Raw genomic sequence first — 17,068 nt, 5'->3', positions numbered from 1 at the left:
CCGGGTCAGGCCGGGACGACGAGGTCGCCGAGCGCCTGCCAGCGGTCGAGGGCGCCCTGCGGCGAGTCGGCGGTGAACAGGGCGTGGCCGAGGCGCGAGCGGCAGTCCTCGACGCCCGGGATGGTCTCACCCGGCGCGAAGTACACGGCGGTCTCGGTGACTTCCGGCAATGCCTCCAGCTCCGGCCACCCGGTGAGCTCCCGGTACGAGGAGCGGCCCGCGGCGGAGAAGAAGCGGATGCCGGCGCTCTCGGCCTGCGGCCGCGCGAAGGCGCCGGCCGCCTCAAGGCCGACGCCGAGCGCGATGGCGACGGCCACCCTGGGCAGGCTGACGCCGGTCACGAGCCGCAGCAGCTCCACGATCCGGTCGCCCGGCAGCCGGGCGCCGATCTCGATGAGCACCGGACCGTCGGCGGCCAGGCGCAGTTCGCAGTGGAAGGGGCCGCTGGTGATGCCGACGGCGCGGACGACGTCGCCGACGTACGCCTCGACGCTCTTCAGGGTGGCGTCGTCGACGAGGGCCGGGGTGAGGTGGCCCAGCTCCACGAAGTCGGGCTCGGGGCCGAGCAGCGTGCGGCTGAGGGCGACGACGGTGACCTCGCCGCTCTCCAGGACATAGCCGTCAGCGCTGAACTCGGGGCCCTGGACGTACTCTTCGACGAGCACCCGGTGCTCGTGCAGCTTGCCCATGTCGGGCTCCGGGTCGGTCACGAGCCGCTGGAACGCGGCGGTGAGCTGGTCGAGGTCGTCGGCGCGGCTGACGTGGATGCTGCCGGAGCAGGCGACCGGCTTCAACACACAGGGGAAGCCGACCCGTTCGGCCGCGGCGCCCAGTTCGGCGTCGGTGGTCGCCTGGGCGAAGCGCGGGGTGCGCAGCCCGGCCTCCGCCACGGCGGCCCGCATGACGCTCTTGTCCCGGACCCGGTCGACGGTCACCACGGGCAGGCCGGGCAGGTCCAGTGCCGCGGCGACGCGCGCGGTCGCCGTCACATAGATGTCGGAGCCCGGCAGCACCGCCTCGAACGGCTCGGCCCGGTGCAGTCCGAGCACGGCCGCTTCAAGTGCGGCCTGGTCGTTGGTCTCCACCGTCAGCACCGAGTCGGCCGCCGCGCGTACGGCGTCGGACAGCCGGCGGTCGCCGGAGTCGGCGGTGGCGACGACGACCCGCAGGCCCATCTCGGCGGCGACGCCGATCAGGGTGGCGCCCCCGGAGGAGGCGGGTTCGACCACGAGGACGCGGGCAGGACGAAGTGCATCTGTGTGCGGCAAAGCGAAATCCCCCGAGGCAGTGCTGTATGGACCGAACTCGTGATCGTGATCCTGATCGTGATCTTTCTATCCGGGTGCCTTGGTCCCGGTCAATGGATCACCGCAAAATTATCTGCGAGAGCGAAACCGAGCCGGACATTTTCCCGAACGAGGGCCCCGCCAGCGCCTGTTCGGGTCCCGGAAGCGACCGGGCGCCTTCGTGAAGGTCCTCAGCGGCGGGCCCACTCGGCCGGCTCCGGCGCGGGCGGACGGGCACGCCGTCGCCGCCGGTCGCCTCGGCGAGGGCGGCTACTGCTTCACTTCGGCGTGGGCGCAAGCACCGGCTTCACGGAGTTCGTCCACCAGGGCGGTGGCGACTTCTCACGGCACGTTCTGGAGAACGGTTGCAGGCAGCTGGCTGACGAGCGACTTGCAGTGCCACAGGCTCAGCCCTGTCCGCCTGTGCAGCAGCTTCACGACCTCGCGGCGGTCGCGGCGGGGATGGGCATGCCTTGCCGCCGCTGATATGGCTCTGCCGGGTACGGGGACGGGCGCCGCCCCGGCGCGGGTTCCTCCACGTGTTCCAGGCGTAGCGGGGCACGGCCGTGGGAAACCCGCTTCCGGGAGCACTGGGTGTACGGATAGGCTCGGTGTGCCCCGGGTGCTCGCAAGCTTGGGGCCATGGACCGGCGACCGCGCCCACCTAGCTCCTGCACGGAGTGGGGTCCGCCTGATGGCGGGCGGTCGCCGGACGCATTGACCAGCCGATCAGCGGGTGCCGGAGGAGCTGTGTCATATATCCCTGCAGAGCCGGGTACGGACGTCGTCGGCGACCGCCTCGACATCTGGGCCTACACCAGCCGGTCTGAAGCCCTGCGGGCCGGAGCCGGGCTCGCCATGCACTGCGGTCTGGACGGGGCCGGGAGTGTGCCGTCCTCCGCCCACGGAAACGAGTCATTCGGCGGCTGGACGAAGACCTTCACCGACCCCCGGCTCTGCGCGGCCATCGTCGACCGGCTCACCTTCAACGGCACGATCATCGAGACCGGCACCGACTCCTACCGCCTCGCCGGCACCCGCGCGCGAGCGGAAGCGCCGGCCACGGCCGGCTGAAGCCGTCCCATTCGGCTAGGGCCTGTCGTCAAATTCCCGTCGTCGCCCGAAGGGCGGTCCGGCGGCGTCTGGTGCGTGCTCTCGGCGCGCCGGGCGAGAGTCCTCGTACTGGACGTACGTGGGCTTTCGCCCGGTGTGGCGAGAGTGCGTGCCAGACGTCGCAGGACAGACGGGAATGTGACGACAGGCCCTAGGCGACCACCGCCCTTGCCGGCGGCGGTCCCACCCGCTCAATCGGTCAAAGTGCCCTGGTGGAAGTACATCCGCCAGCCCGTCTCCGTCAGACGCCACAAAGAGCTCCGCCATGCCCGACGGCCCTGGTTGTCGGCGAAGTAGGTCAGGTGAACGACGCCCGGAGCAAGTACAACGCCGGACACTTCGCTGACCTTGACCGGAGGCTCCAAAGACACCGAGCCGTCGCTCGTCACCGTGAGGATCGACTCCACGTCCCACCGTCGTCCGGAAGCCCCGATCTCGGTGAACTCCGGATCCAGAAGCTCCAGGACACGGGCCGGGGAAGCACGCACCTCGGGATCGAGAAGCTCCATCTCCCCGTCGATGGCCGCCTGCACGGCCCGCTCACTCTCATCCGTCATGCAGGAACCCTACTGACGCTGCACGAAGCCAAGCTGATCCACGACGCGGTCCACGTAGGTGCTCCGCCATGACGTCGGACTGTCGACCGAGCGAATCAAGACATCTCGCAGGGTGCCGGCAGCCGTCCGTGCCTCGTCTCGTTCGGGCGATTGCTGCGTGCCCCGGGCATGGAGGTCGGGTTCATCGGCTACGCGAAAGATCACCACGTGTGGCCGCTGGATTCGGTGTGCTCCGGGCATCGGCATTCTCGGTAACGTGACCACCTGCTGCACGGGGTGTCCATGTGTCCGGCTGGTCCGCGCGCGGGCTTTCGACGGAGAGTGAGAAGGCTGCAATGAGTGAACTGACGAAGCCCGCGGTCGACGTTCCGGAGGGTGACGCTCCTACCGAGCTGACCATCCGGGATCTGGTCGTCGGGCAGGGGGTTGAGGTGAAGCCGGGCATGGTGGTCAGGGTCCACTATGTCGGGGTGACCTTCGAATCCGGGAAGGAGTTCGATGCCTCCTGGGACCGGGGCCAGCCGTTCAAGTTCGCCCTTGGCAGTGGCAGGGTCATCAAGGGCTGGGACCGGGGGGTGAGGGGGATGAAGGTCGGCGGTCGGCGCGAGATCATCGTTCCCCCGCGTCTCGGCTACGGCAATCAGTCGCCCTCGCCATTGATCCCGGCGGGCTCGACCCTGGTCTTCGTGGTGGACCTGCTTGACTCGTATTCCAGCACGGCCGGATGGAGCAACGCCTAAGTGCTGGTCCATAACTGCTGGTCACGGCCGAGATGATCTTGGTGTGATCTGGCGGGATCTCGGCGTCCGAGCTGTCCTGGACAGCCCCGTTCACCGGGCTGAGCCCGCGTCAGTTTGGCGGGCTGGTCACGGCACTGCGGCGCGAAGGCGTGGACCGGTCCGCAAGGGCCGACCGTGGGGCCTGGTGCTGGAGGACCGGGTCCTGTTCGTCGCCGCGTACTGGCGGACGAACCTGACCTGGCGCCAACTCGCCCCGCGACTTCCGCGCCGTGGCTACGCGCTATGACAAGCGCGCCTACGTCTTCCACGGCACTGTCACCGTGGCCTCCATCCGCCTGTGGCTCGGCCCGTGATCGGGCGGATAAAGCGGTGGTCGTCTGATGGGCTTCCCTGCCACGATCTGGGTGTGACCACGTTGTTCCTGATGGTCGGCCTGCCAGGGGCCGGAAAGACCACTCGGGCTCGGCAGCTCGCCGCGGAGCACGGCGCGCTGCGCCTGACGCCCGACGACTGGATGATTCCCCTGTTCGGCGAGGCGGAGGCGGACGGGAAGCGCGACGTACTGGAGGGGCGCATGCTCTGGCTCGCCTTGGAGGCAGTCAAACTGGGCACCAACGTCGTCGTGGATTTCGGCTGCTGGTCACAGGACGAACGGTCTGCGATCCGCTGGCTGGTGGAGGCGGAGAAGGCGCGCTTCCGCATGGTCTACCTACCGGTGGACGATGAGACCCAACGCGCCCGTATCGCCCATCGCTGGGCGACCGCCCCCGGGGAGACGTTGCCGATGTCCGAGGCCGACATCCTGCACGGTCGGGCGCACTTTGAGGAGCCCGACGCGGCTGAGCTGGAGGGCCGCGGGGTCGCCGGCCCGCCGCCCGGCTGGGTGGGCTGGCGGGAGTGGGCCGCCGACCGGTGGCCGTCGTTCGCGTGACCATCGCGGCTCACGACAACGCAGCCGTACCGGGCGTGCCCGCACCAGCCCGAAATGATCCGCCGGACAGGCCGTAGCCGGATGCCGGTGTTCTCCCAGCGCGCTGGTGTGATTCGGCGAAGCCCTGGATCGGTGTCGAGGCGTCCGAGCTGCCGCAGAACGTCACACATCCTGACATCGGGGGGATACTCAACCAGGTTGAGCAGAGCGGTCAGCAACCGAGTCGGCGCCAGCGGGACTTCATCTCACACTTCGAGCGTGGATGAGCCACGAGCCATGCTCGACGACCTCGTGCCGGACGCCGAACATGGCTCGATATGGGACCAACAGGGCTCCTGCGTCCGGACGTTGATGAGTGTGATCACCAACGGAACGACCAGGAGCCCTGCCGCGTAACGAACCCCTCCCACGCAGGCCTTCATCACTCTCAGACCCGAGGATGAGAAGGGTTCACTGACTACTTCCTGGCGGTAGCGGTCACGTCGGTCGTGCCCGAGAGGCCGCCCGGGAGTTCCTTCCACGCCGTGAACGTGCCGGGGCCGCTCACGAGGATCGAGCCCTGCACCTTGCCGGAGGCACCCACCGTGTAGACGTGAACGTTCTTGCCCGATGCGGTGCTCGTCACCCGGCTGAGGCCGGTGCCGCCGGCGTCGGTCCAGGAAGCGTTCCAGTGACCGGCGTCGTAGTTGCCGTACTGGAGCCACAGCCCGCCGTTCACGCCGACGATCTGGAGTTCGACGTTGTTGCCGACGAGGCTGGCGGCGATGTCCTTGACGCCGACGGCGCCGCCGGGGACCTCTCCCCAGCCGGACCATGACCCGTTCTGGGTGTTGAGGTCGCGGCCATAGACGCGACCGTCGGCGACGGCGTAGAGGCGTACGGTCGGGCCGGCTGCGACGCTGGTCACGCTGGTCAGGCCGGAGGCGGAGACGTCGGCCCAGGCGGAGTTCCAGCGGCCGGCGTTGTAGTCACCGACCTGGGTGTGCAGCGAGCCGCCCGCGCCGACGATCTGGAGGTAGACGACGTTGTCGACGATCGCGGCGGTGATGTCCTTGGCGCCCGCAGCGCCGCCGGGTATCTCGCCCCAGGTGGACCAGGTGCCGGTGCGGGTGTCGAGGTCGCGGCCGTACACCTTGCCGCCCGCGATGCCGTAGTACCGGACGTAGTTCTCGGCGGTGACACTGGTCAGACGGGTGACTTCCACCCCGCCGACCTTGGCCCACTGGGCGCCGAAGGTGCCGGTGGCCAGGTCACCCTGCTGGCTCCAGAGCGTGCCTTGGCTGCCTGCCGCCAAGGAGACCGTGGAAGGCGCGGCGACGGCGACGGCGCTGACGTCCGCCGTGCCGGCGAGGCCGCCCGGGAGTTCCTTCCACGCCGTCCATGTGCCAGGACCGCTCTGGAGTGTGGCGTTCAGGACCTTGCCGGAGGCACCGACGGCGTAGACGTTGACGCTCTTGCCGACAGGGCTGCTGCTCAGGCGGGTGAGGCCGTTGCCGCCCGCGCGGGTCCAGGTGTTGTTCCAGTGACCGGCGTCGTAGTTGCCGTACTGCATCCAGACCGCGCCGTCGCCACCGATGATCTGGAGCTCGACGTTGTTGCCGACGAGGCTGGCGGCGATGTCCTTGACGCCGACGGCGCCGCCGGGCAGCTCGCCCCAGCCGGTCCACGAGCCGTTCTGGGTGTTGAGGTCGCGGCCGTAGACACGACCGTCGGCGACGGCGTAGAGGCGTACGGTCGTACCGGACGTGAGACTGGTGACGCTGGTCAGGCCGGATGCGTCGACCTGGGTCCATGTGGTGTTCCAGTGGCCCGCGTTGTAGTCGCCGGTCTGGGTGTGCAGCGAGCCGTCCGCGCCGGCGATCTGGAGGTGGACGACGTTGTTGACGACCACGGCGGAGATGTCCCTCGTGCCGGCCGCGCCGCCGGGTATCTCGCTCCAGTCGGTCCACTGGCTCGTGCGGGTGTTCAGATCGCGGCCGTACACCTTGCCGCCGGCAATGCCGTACGCGCGCAGGTACTCGCCGGAACGCAGGCTGGTCACGCGGGAGATGTCCTGGCCGTCGACCTTGCCCCAGGCCTGTCCGTACTCCCCGTACCCCAGATCCCCGGACTGCGACCACATCGTCCCACCACCGCCGGCCAGGACCGACACCTGCGAGCCGTTGCGCGGCGCGGTGGTCTGATCGATCCAGTCGTTGAGGTTGTCGGTGCGCGCGGACACGGCGCCGGTACGGGTCTCGGTGTCAGCGGTACCGAGGCATCCTCCTTGCCAGGAGCGGCTGTTGACGCCGACCAGCTCGCCGGCGGGGTTCAGGAGCGGGCCGCCGGTGTCGCCCTTGCAGATGGACTCGGCGCCCTTGCCGGTGATGGTCAGCGTCGCGGCGTCGGTGGTGTTGGCGGTGAAGGCCCCGGTGTGGAGTTTGCCGGGGACCCACTCGGTCTTCGTGCGGCCGAAGCCCACCGCGGTCAGGTCGGTGCCGGCGGGCGGAGTGGTGGTGGCGCGCTTGACGGGGAGGATGTCGGTGACGGGCGCGGCCAGGCGGGCGAGGACCAGGTCGCGGTCGGCGGCGCTCGCGGAGAGCTCGACGATCTCGCGGGTCTGGCCACCGGGGAAGGTGGCGGTGGTCTTGAGCATGGGCCGCCCGGCCGTGATCGCGTCGCCGGGCTTGGCGGCCAGGCACGCCGCGGCGGTCAGCACCCAGCGGGCGTTGACCAGGGTCGCGGTGCAGGCGCGGCTGTCGGCCTCATCGCCGATGTTCAGCTTGGCGGTGTACGCGTACTGGTCGGCGGGGGCCTCGGGGCCGGTGAGGGCCTGTGCGGAGCCTGCCGAGATCAGGCTTGCGGCGGCTGCCGTGGCGGTCACGAGCAGGCCGGTCATCCGCAGTGAGCGCGGGAGAGTTTCAGCCATGGGTATTCCTTCACGACGTGTTTCGCGGGCGCGTCCTGTGCCCGTGGCGCCGGGAGGGACCACGGACACAGGACGACACGTGGGTGTCAGAGAGTGCCGGCGATGGAGAGGGAGCCCGCACTGCCGGTGATGCCGCGGAGAGCCGCCGGGGTGGTGGTCCAGGTGCGGTCGGTGTGACGCACGGTGTGGACGAACGTGTTGTCCGCGGTGACAGCGGCGAGCTGAAGTTCACCGTCGACGTGGGCGGCTGCGAGGGACTTGACGGTGACGTTGCCGAGGTAGCCGGTCAACTCTCCGAAGCCGTCCCAGGAGGCGTCGGCCTTACGGATGGCGTGGTACTGACGGGTGCCGTTGTCGGTGGCGATGACGACGTGGGCGTCGCCCCCGATACCGGCCATGCCCACGGAGGTGATGGGTCCCGTGGCTCCGGCGGCCTGCGCGACGTTGCCCCAGGCGGTCCACTGGCCCGCGGTGTTGCGCAGGGTGTGGAAGGCCTTGCCTCCGGACACGGCGATGACCTGCAACTGCCCGCCGACGCTGGCAGTGGCGGCCTGGGTCACGGAGCCGATCGGGCCAGTCGCTTCGGCGACGTCGCCGAAGTGGGTCCAGTGGCCGGTGGCGTTGCGGACGGTGTGGAAGAGCTTGCCATTGGCGATGGCGAGAACGTGGAGGTCGGTGCCGATGGAGACGGCGGAGACCTGGGTGAGGTTGCCCAGAACGCCGGCGGAGGTGCCGACATCGCCGAAGGCGGCCCAGGTGCCGTCCGTCTTGCGGATGGTGTGGAACAGGCGGCCGTCGTTGCTGATGGCCAGGATGTGGGTGTCACCGTTGATGCCTGCGGCCGCTGCGGTGCGCACGCCTCCGATGCCGCCGGCCCGGGTCTGGACGTCGGCGAAACCTGTCCAGGAACCGTCGGCGAGGCGGATGCCCTGATAGAGGGTGCTGCCGGCCTGGACGAGGGCTTCGGTCTTCCAGCCGGAGGCGAGGGAGCGGACTTCGTCGATCCAGTCGCCGAGGCCGTCTGTACGGGCCGCGATGGCGCCCGTGCGGGTTTCGGCCGGGTCGGTGCCCAGGCAACCGCCCTGCCAGGAGCGGCTGTTGACGCCGACCAGCTCGCCGGCGGCATTGAGCAGCGGGCCGCCGGTGTCGCCCTTGCAGATCGCGTCGGTGCCCTTACCGGTTGCGGCGAGGGTGGTGGACGTGGCGGAGTCGAGGGTGAAGGTGCCGGTGTGGAGCTTGTCCGGCACCCACTCGCTCCTGGTGCGCCCGAAGCCGACGGCCTTGAGCTCGGTGCCGGCCGCCGGGGCCGAGCCGGCCAGGGTGGCGGGTGCGATCGTGGTGACCGGGGTGGCGAGGCGTACCAGGGCGGTGTCCCGGTCGGCGCGGGGCGAGACCTCGGTGACGGTGACCGTCTTGCCGTCGCTGAGCGTTGCCGTGGTGGCCAGGGCCGGCTTGCCGGCGGAGACCGTGGCTCCCGGGGTGGTGGCCAGGCAGCTTGCGGCGGTCAGGACCCAGAAGCGGTCCACGAGGGCGCCGGTGCAGGCGCGGGAGGTGTCGTCGTTGCCGATGGCGAGCCGGACGGCGTAGGGGTGCGCGCCGTTGGTGGCCTCGGGGCCGGTGACCGCGGTGGCGGGGGTGGCGGTGATCAGGCCGCTCGACAGCACGGCCGAGGTGGCCAGCAGGCCGGAGATCCGCGCGGCGCGCGGACGGAGTGCAGACACGTATGTCCTTCGAAGGCAGGGTGAGCGGGCATGGCTGCGCGGATGTCGAGGCCGATCGGCTCGTGGGACGACCGGCTCTCTCGAGCGTTGTGGAGTGCAGGCGCAGGACCGTGCTACTTGCTGGTGCGGATTTCCAGAAGCATGAAATCGCGGCCCTGGTCGTCTGCGGTCTCACCCACGGCGGTCCACGCATTCTTGTCGACGGGGAACGTCTTTTGCTCGGCGCCGGTGGTCATCTCCACCTCGGCGGCGTAGTTGTTTCCCTTCACGCCGAAGACCGACGGGATCTCCAGGCTCAGGTATCCCTTGTCGCCGGTGACCTTGAAGCAGACCTTCTCACTCTTGTGAGAGAAGACCTCCATCAATTCAGGCGCGCCGGTGCAGGGGGCGAGGACAATGTGGCCGTCTCCTCTCTTGAGCTTGATCTTCTGCTCGGCAAGGATTTTGTCGGCGTTCGGGTACGCGAAGTCTTCGACGGCGTAACCCGGCCCTTCCTCGGCGACCGCCTTCGTCGCAAGAGGGTCGTGACTGGAGCCGCCGGGCACCCCTCCGGCGATTGCCGCCCAGGCCAGAGCCCCTGCAGCCACGGCCGTGGCAGTGATCCGCAGGACTGTGCTACGTACCTTCATTTTTGTCCTCAGGTGTCGTTCCAGAGTTTTTCTTGGATGCGTGCGCGTGGACCACGAAAGCGATCTGTCTGGTTTTTACGCGCACCTTCGGTCAGCGCTGAGCCATGCCATCGAATGGCAAACGCGACAGCCTTGGTCAGTGGCTGACGATCTTCTGAATGAAAGCAGCCATACGAGATCAAGCCAAGGGAATAAATGGGACTTAATTGGGGGAATCCCTCATTCTCTATGTGACTTGCACCACACCGCGAAATGGTTGTAGCGATTTTACGAAATCCTGGGGGCTAGATCCAGCCATCTTTCAGCCGGGGCACCAGTGAGGTTCCAGCCAGGTGTTCTCGGGATGCTTTCCATGCATAAAGTCAGGCCCACCGACGCCACGGTGGAATACGCCGGGCGGGATTCGGCATCCATCATGAGAATTCGACACCAGAGAGGTCTTCTGTGCAGGAAACGTTTTGGAGCCGGCGCCGTTTCACCACCGCCGTCGCGGCAAGTGCAGCCGCTCTCTCCACTCCCTGGCTGTTCAGCACACCCGTACGGGCCGCACCCGGAACCCCCACGGTCGGAGACGCCCTGGCCCTTCCTGACACCGACCGCGCCAAGGTTGTCAAGGCATGGATACTTGGCGGTCGTTCGGTCAAGGAGGCGGCCGCCTACGCACTGAGCGGCACCGACCAGGACATCACCACCTTCCTCACCGACCAGCTGCCGAGGGCGACGCGGATCGACAACCGTGTGGCCGCCTTCACCTACCTCGGCAACGGAGGCAAGAGTGTCCGACGGGACGCTACGGCGGCCCTCAACGGAGGTGACGAGGCGGTAGCCGCCTATGTCAAGGACGGGTTCCGCTCCGCGATCACCGAGGACATGCGGGTCTCGACCCTCACCGTGATGGCCAACGGCGGAAAGAGCATCAAGCGCGAGGGCAACACCGCGCTGAGCGCGGGCACGGACCAGGCACTGGAACAGTTCCTGCTCGCCACCCAGTACAACGCCAGGCTGGAAGACGCACGGGTGGACATCCTCCGCAGCCTCGCCACGGCCGGCCCCGAGCTCAAGAAGTACGCCAACCGGGCCCTGAGCGGGACCGCGGACGACGTGCAGTGGTACCTCGACACGGGCCAGCACATCGCGCGCGCCCGCGACCAGGAAGCCGCCAACATCGCGCAGTTGGTCGCCATCGTCGAGCGTGAGAGCGCGCGTGCGCGCGAGCAGACAGACCTGGCCGTCGAGGCATCGGAGCGTGCCACGGCAGCCGCGGGCAAGGCCAAGGAGAAGGCGGAGACGGCCGCGGCCGAAGCCGCGCAGGCGAAGGAGGATGTGCGCAGGTCCGCGGAGGCGGCCCGCCAGGCGGCCACTGCGGCCAGCGGCGCCGCTTCCGCGGCCCGGACGGCCATCCACGCCTCCACGGCCGCCGTCCAGGCGTCACAGCGCGCGTCATGGGCGGCCACGGCAGCCTCCCAGGCGGCAGCGGCAGCCGGTTCGGCCGCCACACGCGCCTACAACGCCGCGATCGCCGCGTCCAAGGACGCGTCGAGGACCAACGAGGCGAAGGAAGCCGCCGTCGCCGCCCGCGACGCCGCCGCGAAGGCCAACAACGCGGCCAAGGCGGCCGATGACGCGGCTGCCGCTTCCGAGCAGTCTGCCAACGCCGGCCTGGCAGCCGCCGACGCGGCACGCGACGCCGCTGCCGCCGCGAAGGCCTCCGCCCAGGCTGCGGATGCCTCCGGCGTTGCCCAGGGTGAAGCTGCCGAAGCCAAGCGCCAGGCCGACATCGCCTCCTCCGCCGCCAACCAGGCGACCAACGCGGCCTCCACCGCCCAGGCACTCGCCTCCACCGCCGCCCGCGCCGCGCGCGCCGCCAACAGCGCGGCCAAGTCCGCCGCCGCGCACGCCGCGAACGCGGCCGCCGCGGCGGAGGAAGCCGTCCAGTACGCGGGCCAGGCCATCGACTTCGCCAACAAGTCCACGGCCTACGCCGACGAGGCGGTCAAGGCGGCCAACCTCGCGACGAAGGCCATCGCCGACGCGCTGGAGGTGGAGAAGAACGCCCGCGCCGCCGAGGCGGCCATGCTGGCGGCCGACCGGCTCCAGGGCATGAAGGAAGCGGCCCAGCTCGCCCTGCTGGACAAGAACGAGCGCGCCGAGGCCCTGAACAAGCGCACCCAGGCCCAGCAGACCACCCAGGCCACCAAGGACCTCATAGCCCGGGCGGAGCAGGCCCTCAAGAACGACGACCTCACCGTCGCCGCCACCCTGGGCCGCCAGGCCGCCACCGCGCTGCTGGAGTCCAAGGGCACCTGGACCCGCCAGGCCGCCCGCTTCGCCCTCGCCGGCACCGACTACGATGTCTACTCCTGGATCGACCTCGACCGCCAGCTCGCCGCCGCCCAGGACGACCGCGAAACCATCCTCTTCATCGCCCAGGTCTCCGAGCCGGCCGTCGCGAAGGCGGCGGCCCAGGCTCTCGCCGGCGGTGTGCCCGCCGAAGGCGACTTCAACACCGGCGGCGTCATCAAGTCACGCGCCGAGGACAACAGGGTCAACATCCTGAAGATCCTCAACTCCAAGCCCGGCAAGGCAGTCACCAAGGCCGCCAACGACGCGCTCAACGCCAACACGCCCGAAGCCCTGCAGAAGTTCTTCGACGAGGACCTGGCCGAGGCCATCGCGGAGGACGACGCCGTCGCCACCATGAAGGTGATCGCCTCCGGTGGCGCGTACTCCAAGGCCTACGCCGAGGTCGCCATGGAGGGCCCCGCCTGGATGCGCCGGCGCTTCGTCGAGTCCATCCAGCACAAGGCCGCCCAGCTCGACTACGACTCCCTCAGCCACGCCGCCGCCATGCAGGCGACCATCGCGGCCGCTGCCAGGATCGCCCAGGAGGCACAGCGCGACGCCGCGCTCGCCTCCCAGGTCGCAGCCGTGGCCCGGGATGCCGGAGCCAAGGCCCAGGAGTGGGCCCAAAAGGCGATCGCCTCGTCCCAGCAGGCCGACACCTACGCGAACCAGGCCCACGATTACGCGAAGGCTGCGGACAAGTCCGCCAGCGACGCCCAGGCGTCGGCGGACAAGGCCAAGGACGCCGCCGCGACCGCCCAGAGCGCCTCCCGCGCGGCCAACTACTCCGCCAACCGCGCCATCGACGCGGCCCACAGCGCGCTGGCCTCCTCCTACGACGCCCAGGCCTCCGCCGCCAACGCCCACCAGGCCGAGCTCGCCGCCGGCCGGGACGCCAAAACGGCCGCCGCGGCCGCCGCCGAGGCCCGCCAGACCGCGGCGGACAAGCGCACGGCAGAAGTGCAGGAGGCCGCACGCGTCGCTGCCGAGCAGGCGCAGAAGGACCGGGACGCCAACCGCAACCCCTCCAACTCGACGACCAACGACACGGTCAACCCCAAGGGAAGCCAGCCCGGCAAGGACGAATGGTGGAACGACGCCAAGTGGTGGGCTGACACCGCCGACAAGGTGAGCGTGGCCGCTGGACTCCTGGCGACAGGGTTCGGCATCGCCTGCGTGTTCTGGCCCGCGGCGCCCATTCTCGGCAGCATCGCCGCGGTCTGTCTCGGCGTCTCCGTCGCCGCCTCCGGCATCAGCGCGCTCGCCAACGGCATCGAATACGGCTTCACCAGCGCCCAGTTCGCCGCCGCCGCGAGCCGCAGCGCACTGCAGCTCGTCACCCGCGGCGGCGGGCGTGCTGCCTCGGTGGCCAAGCCGGTCGTCAAGAAGGTGGAGAAGGTCGCCGAAGACGTCGTCTCCGGCATCGTCAAGGTCTTCTCCTGACCGTCGGTCCACCCCCACCGCCCCCTGCCTGAGGGCTCTTCACGCACCGGGGCGGCGAGAGCTCCCGGCTGATCGAGCCGACTCTCGCCGCCCCCGCTTCCCCTGCCCCGTTGCTGGATGACACGGGCGCCCGGGGCACGGGGAGCCGCCACAAACCCCTACTTGGGATGACCTCCTACCGAGAGAAGAAATGTTTTCACCACGCGCAAGACGAATACTTCCCGGCGTCCTTCTCGTTCTGACCCTCACCGCGACGGGTACCGCCGCGGCCGACGGCCACACCGACCCGGCGCGGTCGGCGGCCGCGGCGAATGCCACCGGCAAGGCACCGGCGGCCTCCCACCCCAAAGTGGGAAGGATCAACCAGAGCGATGCAGCCCGCGTTCCCGCACCCACCAAGACCCGGCCCCTCGCGCCGGGCTCCGGGGAGCACTGCGAGCCCACCCGCACCGGCTCCCGCGAACGCAAGGCCGGAGCTGTTGAGGCCTGTGTCACCACGCGCACCACGCCGGTGACGCAGGCACGGCGCCAGAGCCGTGCCGCCGCACGCCCGCAGGCCTCGGCTGCCGCGGCCAACGACGCCAGCTGCTCGATCGCAGTCCCCAGGACGTGGAACTACAGCCGCTTCGGCTACTGCGTGAACGGCCTGGACGTGCTGTACACGCTCAAGGACACCAACGGCAAGGTGGTCGGCACCGGCACGCTGAACGTGGCGAGCAGTGCCCTCCTGCCCTCCGCCCGCACGGCATGGAACGAGAACGTCACCGTCACCATGGCTGGTGCGACCGGGGCCGTCACATCCCTGACCGCGAAGTTCCGGGCTGACTGCTCGGCCGGCTGCAAGGTCACCAAGGCCGCCCCCTGGTTCGGAGGCGACCTGGTGACGGGCCAGTCCGTCAGCGGCAACGTGTCCTACTCCTCCTCCCCGGCCCCCGGTACGAAGGTCGACTTCACGACGTCGTACAAGCTCTACGTCACCTCCCCCGGCGCCCAGGCCACCGACCCGAACGCCTCCTGGAGCAACCCGGAGAAGGTCCGCTGCGACGACGACGTCCGGGACACGAGCACCCCCAACAGCACTCCCGGCCCCGGCTGTGTCGTGCCCAGCGTCATGCCGGTCGTCAACATGAGCACGGCGACCTCGGGTGCCGCGGCCGCCGGATACCGCTGGGCCCAGGACAACCTCGCCGACGGCTGGGGCCGCAACAAACCGCTGACCCGCGCACGGAGCGGCATGGCCGACCGCACCGCCCGCACCTGCGGAGGGTTCCAGGACAGGTCGGACCTCGTGGCGAACGACAGCTGCGGGGAGTTCCCCTTCGCGGCCACCCATGAGGGAGGAACCGACGGCACTCAGTGCGCCGAGATCATTCCCAACTACAGCGGTGGCGGATGGGACATCTACGACCTGGGGGGTGTGGACCCCAGCAAGCCGTGCGTGCGCGCCCACGTCCCGCTCGCGGACAACCAGGCGGCCCAGACCCAGCTCTCCGAGGGCTTCGCCAACCAGCGCGTGCTGGAGGCCGACCAGTTCAAGCTGGAGATCGCCACCACGACCGCCCAGCCGCAGGCCGCCTGTCTGCAGACCACACCGTCCGGGTCACTCCCCAACGGCGATGGGTGGATCAAGAACACCACCGAAGCGGTCGCCCACCGCAACAAGACCACCACCCCGCCCGATCCGGCCGGCACGCGGCCGACCGTGGCCCAGGCCTGCCTGGGCAAGAAGATCGGCAAGGGCACCTCGGCCTCGGGTGACATCACCGGCTGGCAGGACGCGCAGAACTTCGCCCGCCCGCTCGCCGCGCCCGGCACCAAGGCACCGTACGGGCTCGCCCGGTGCCACCTGATCGCCAACATCCTCGGCGGCAAGGGCCGCACACTCGACGGCGGACAGGACAACCTCGTCCCGTGCTGGCAGGTGGGAATGAACACCGGAACACCCAGCATGCGAACGTACGAGTTCGAGGCCCAGAACGCGCTGGCGGACAACAACTTCGGGGCCAATGACGCGATCTTCTACGAGGTGACGCCCGCCTACCAGGACGCCACCAGCACGATTCCGGTGGGAGTCACGATGCGGGCCACCGTCGAGCGTGCGGACGGCACGTCACAGCCGCTGTTCCCCGACGTCTACATCCCCAACACCAAGGCCAATACTGGTCTGCTCAACCTCGGAAACTAATCCCACCCCCACCAGCGCCATCGGGAGCCAGAATGAGTCGTACCACCCCACCGCGGCCGCTCGACGTCACCGCGCTCTTCCCTCAACTGGCCCCGCTGGCACGCACGGCGACCCGGTTGCACCCGCGCCCCGGGTCGCCGTCGCCGCACGACAGTTCGGTCGGCGGGCCGCTGCTGTGGCCCGCCGACGAGCCCTGGCCGTACTGCGAAGGACCGCACGTCTGGGACCAGGTGAACGCCGCCCTCTCACCTCAGGATGTACGGCAGCAGCGGCGTATCCGGGCAGCCGTGGCGAGCCGGCCGGACGGCATACCCGAGATGGCCCGGTACACGCCGGAAGAGCGCGCGATCGACGACCAGATCCGTGCCGGCCGCCCCTGGCCCGATGCCCCGGTACCCATGCTTCCCGTGGCCCAGCTGTACACGCGTGACATCCCCCGGCTCCGCCCGCCCGGCACGGCTCTTGCCGATCTGCTCCAGGTGCTGTGGTGCCCCTTCGACCACCCCGCGCACCCAAGGACCGCACTGTTCTGGCGGTCCGCCGCCGCGGTCGTCGACGTTCTCGCCGCACCCCCCGAGCCGCCCGTGGTCCAGTTCCCCGGCTATCTGCCGCAGCCATGCCTGCTCGCGCCGGAGGACGTCACCGACTACCCCAACCTCCTGGAGCTCGACGAGGACGTGCAGCAGCAGCTCGGGGAGTGGAGTTCGTGGCAGGCGGCCGGGCCCACGGTGGACAGCGCCTACGCCATCGCCCCGCAGGAGTTCTACTTGAACAAGCTGTCCCACGCTCCCGGGTGGAAAGTCGGCGGCTGGACCCGTTGGGGCCTGACCGACCCGATCCCCCGCGTCTGCGACGCCTGCGGTACCGAGATGGACCCGCTGCTGACCATCGCCTCGGCTGAATGGGACCCCAGCACCGAGAGCTGGATGACCTACGAAGACCAGGCCCGCTCCACGCAGTCCCTCACCGATCCCCAACCGTGGAACCCGACCATGCTCGACCTCGCCCGCGGCTACGACCTGCAACTCCACGTCTGCCCGGCATCCCCGGACCATCCGCACATAGAACTGGTCCAGTAAGTCGTTTCCCAGCTCAGCCACAGGGCCGTTCAACGTGCCCGGAACGCTGTCTGCCGGCCTCTTGGTCCGCAGGTGAGGAGTCATCCGGGACCTTCCCGCCCCGGAGCGGAAGCTCCTTCGAGCGGACCCTGCC

At 69.7% G+C, this 17,068-nt stretch carries 10 protein-coding genes and 3 pseudogenes; 8 read left to right on the top strand and 5 right to left on the bottom strand.

Features of this window, described 5'->3' with window-relative positions:
- Window positions 1–5: 5 nt before the first annotated feature.
- On the bottom strand, window positions 6–1,268 hold the full coding sequence (locus AB0G17_RS32420) for an ATP-grasp domain-containing protein (RefSeq protein ID WP_361390402.1): 1,263 nt from the start codon (window positions 1,266–1,268) through the stop codon (window positions 6–8).
- Between the two features lie 927 nt (window positions 1,269–2,195).
- On the opposite strand from AB0G17_RS32420, the pseudogene AB0G17_RS32415 reads away from it, so the two are divergent.
- Window positions 2,196–2,360 (top strand): annotated as a pseudogene (locus tag AB0G17_RS32415) (ATP-binding protein); the annotation flags it as partial.
- A gap of 230 nt (window positions 2,361–2,590) precedes the next feature.
- Here the strand turns inward: AB0G17_RS32415 and AB0G17_RS32410 are convergent.
- Window positions 2,591–2,956: a DUF4440 domain-containing protein gene (locus tag AB0G17_RS32410; RefSeq protein WP_361390400.1), complete on the bottom strand. Its 366-nt coding sequence runs from the start codon at window positions 2,954–2,956 to the stop codon at window positions 2,591–2,593.
- 335 nt (window positions 2,957–3,291) lie between these two features.
- Here AB0G17_RS32410 and AB0G17_RS32405 point away from each other — a divergent pair, with 335 nt between their 5' ends.
- The 4 genes and pseudogenes from AB0G17_RS32405 (at window position 3,292) to AB0G17_RS32390 (ending at window position 4,627) form a co-directional block, all read left to right on the top strand.
- Window positions 3,292–3,696, top strand: a complete 405-nt coding sequence (locus AB0G17_RS32405; protein WP_361390398.1) for an FKBP-type peptidyl-prolyl cis-trans isomerase — start codon at window positions 3,292–3,294, stop codon at window positions 3,694–3,696.
- 56 nt (window positions 3,697–3,752) lie between these two features.
- Window positions 3,753–3,952: pseudogene (locus AB0G17_RS32400) on the top strand (IS5/IS1182 family transposase); the annotation flags it as partial.
- A pseudogene (locus AB0G17_RS32395) lies at window positions 3,951–4,049 on the top strand (IS5/IS1182 family transposase); the annotation flags it as partial. The pseudogenes AB0G17_RS32400 and AB0G17_RS32395, both read left to right, overlap by 2 nt.
- 53 nt (window positions 4,050–4,102) lie before the next feature.
- The gene (locus AB0G17_RS32390; RefSeq protein ID WP_361390396.1) at window positions 4,103–4,627 is read left to right on the top strand and encodes an ATP-binding protein; all 525 of its coding nucleotides are present in this window, start codon (window positions 4,103–4,105) and stop codon (window positions 4,625–4,627) included.
- A 457-nt stretch (window positions 4,628–5,084) separates the two neighbouring features.
- Here AB0G17_RS32390 and AB0G17_RS32385 read toward each other — a convergent pair whose 3' ends face one another.
- From AB0G17_RS32385 to AB0G17_RS32375, 3 genes are all read right to left on the bottom strand, one after another.
- Window positions 5,085–7,535, bottom strand: a complete 2,451-nt coding sequence (locus AB0G17_RS32385; RefSeq protein ID WP_361390394.1) for a trypsin-like serine protease — start codon at window positions 7,533–7,535, stop codon at window positions 5,085–5,087.
- An 86-nt stretch (window positions 7,536–7,621) separates the two neighbouring features.
- Window positions 7,622–9,256, bottom strand: coding sequence for a trypsin-like serine protease (locus AB0G17_RS32380; protein WP_361390392.1), 1,635 nt, complete (start codon window positions 9,254–9,256; stop codon window positions 7,622–7,624).
- A 113-nt stretch (window positions 9,257–9,369) separates the two neighbouring features.
- Entirely contained in the window at window positions 9,370–9,885 is a 516-nt protein-coding gene (locus tag AB0G17_RS32375) for a hypothetical protein (RefSeq protein ID WP_361390390.1), read from the bottom strand.
- Window positions 9,886–10,329: 444 nt separating this feature from the next.
- On the opposite strand from AB0G17_RS32375, the gene AB0G17_RS32370 reads away from it, so the two are divergent.
- From AB0G17_RS32370 to AB0G17_RS32360, 3 genes are all read left to right on the top strand, one after another.
- Window positions 10,330–13,671: an ALF repeat-containing protein gene (locus AB0G17_RS32370; protein ID WP_361390388.1), complete on the top strand. Its 3,342-nt coding sequence runs from the start codon at window positions 10,330–10,332 to the stop codon at window positions 13,669–13,671.
- Window positions 13,672–13,861: 190 nt separating this feature from the next.
- Window positions 13,862–15,856, top strand: coding sequence for a DNA/RNA non-specific endonuclease (locus AB0G17_RS32365; RefSeq protein ID WP_361390386.1), 1,995 nt, complete (start codon window positions 13,862–13,864; stop codon window positions 15,854–15,856).
- A 32-nt stretch (window positions 15,857–15,888) separates the two neighbouring features.
- Window positions 15,889–16,935, top strand: coding sequence for a hypothetical protein (locus tag AB0G17_RS32360; protein WP_361390384.1), 1,047 nt, complete (start codon window positions 15,889–15,891; stop codon window positions 16,933–16,935).
- The last annotated feature ends 133 nt before the right edge of the window (window positions 16,936–17,068 follow it).

The sequence above is a fragment of the Streptomyces sp. NPDC023838 genome (assembly GCF_040639555.1).
GTDB lineage: Bacteria > Actinomycetota > Actinomycetes > Streptomycetales > Streptomycetaceae > Streptomyces.
Note: the sequence above shows the minus strand (reverse complement) of the source record. Positions and strands in the feature narration are given on the sequence as shown.

Coding starts and splice junctions, on each gene's coding strand:
- AB0G17_RS32410 (WP_361390400.1), bottom strand. CDS start 2,956: ATGACGGATGAGAGTGAGCGGGCCGTGCAGGCGGCCATCGACGGGGAG.
- AB0G17_RS32405 (WP_361390398.1), top strand. CDS start 3,292: ATGAGTGAACTGACGAAGCCCGCGGTCGACGTTCCGGAGGGTGACGCT.
- AB0G17_RS32385 (WP_361390394.1), bottom strand. CDS start 7,535: ATGGCTGAAACTCTCCCGCGCTCACTGCGGATGACCGGCCTGCTCGTG.
- AB0G17_RS32375 (WP_361390390.1), bottom strand. CDS start 9,885: ATGAAGGTACGTAGCACAGTCCTGCGGATCACTGCCACGGCCGTGGCT.
- AB0G17_RS32365 (WP_361390386.1), top strand. CDS start 13,862: ATGTTTTCACCACGCGCAAGACGAATACTTCCCGGCGTCCTTCTCGTT.
- AB0G17_RS32360 (WP_361390384.1), top strand. CDS start 15,889: ATGAGTCGTACCACCCCACCGCGGCCGCTCGACGTCACCGCGCTCTTC.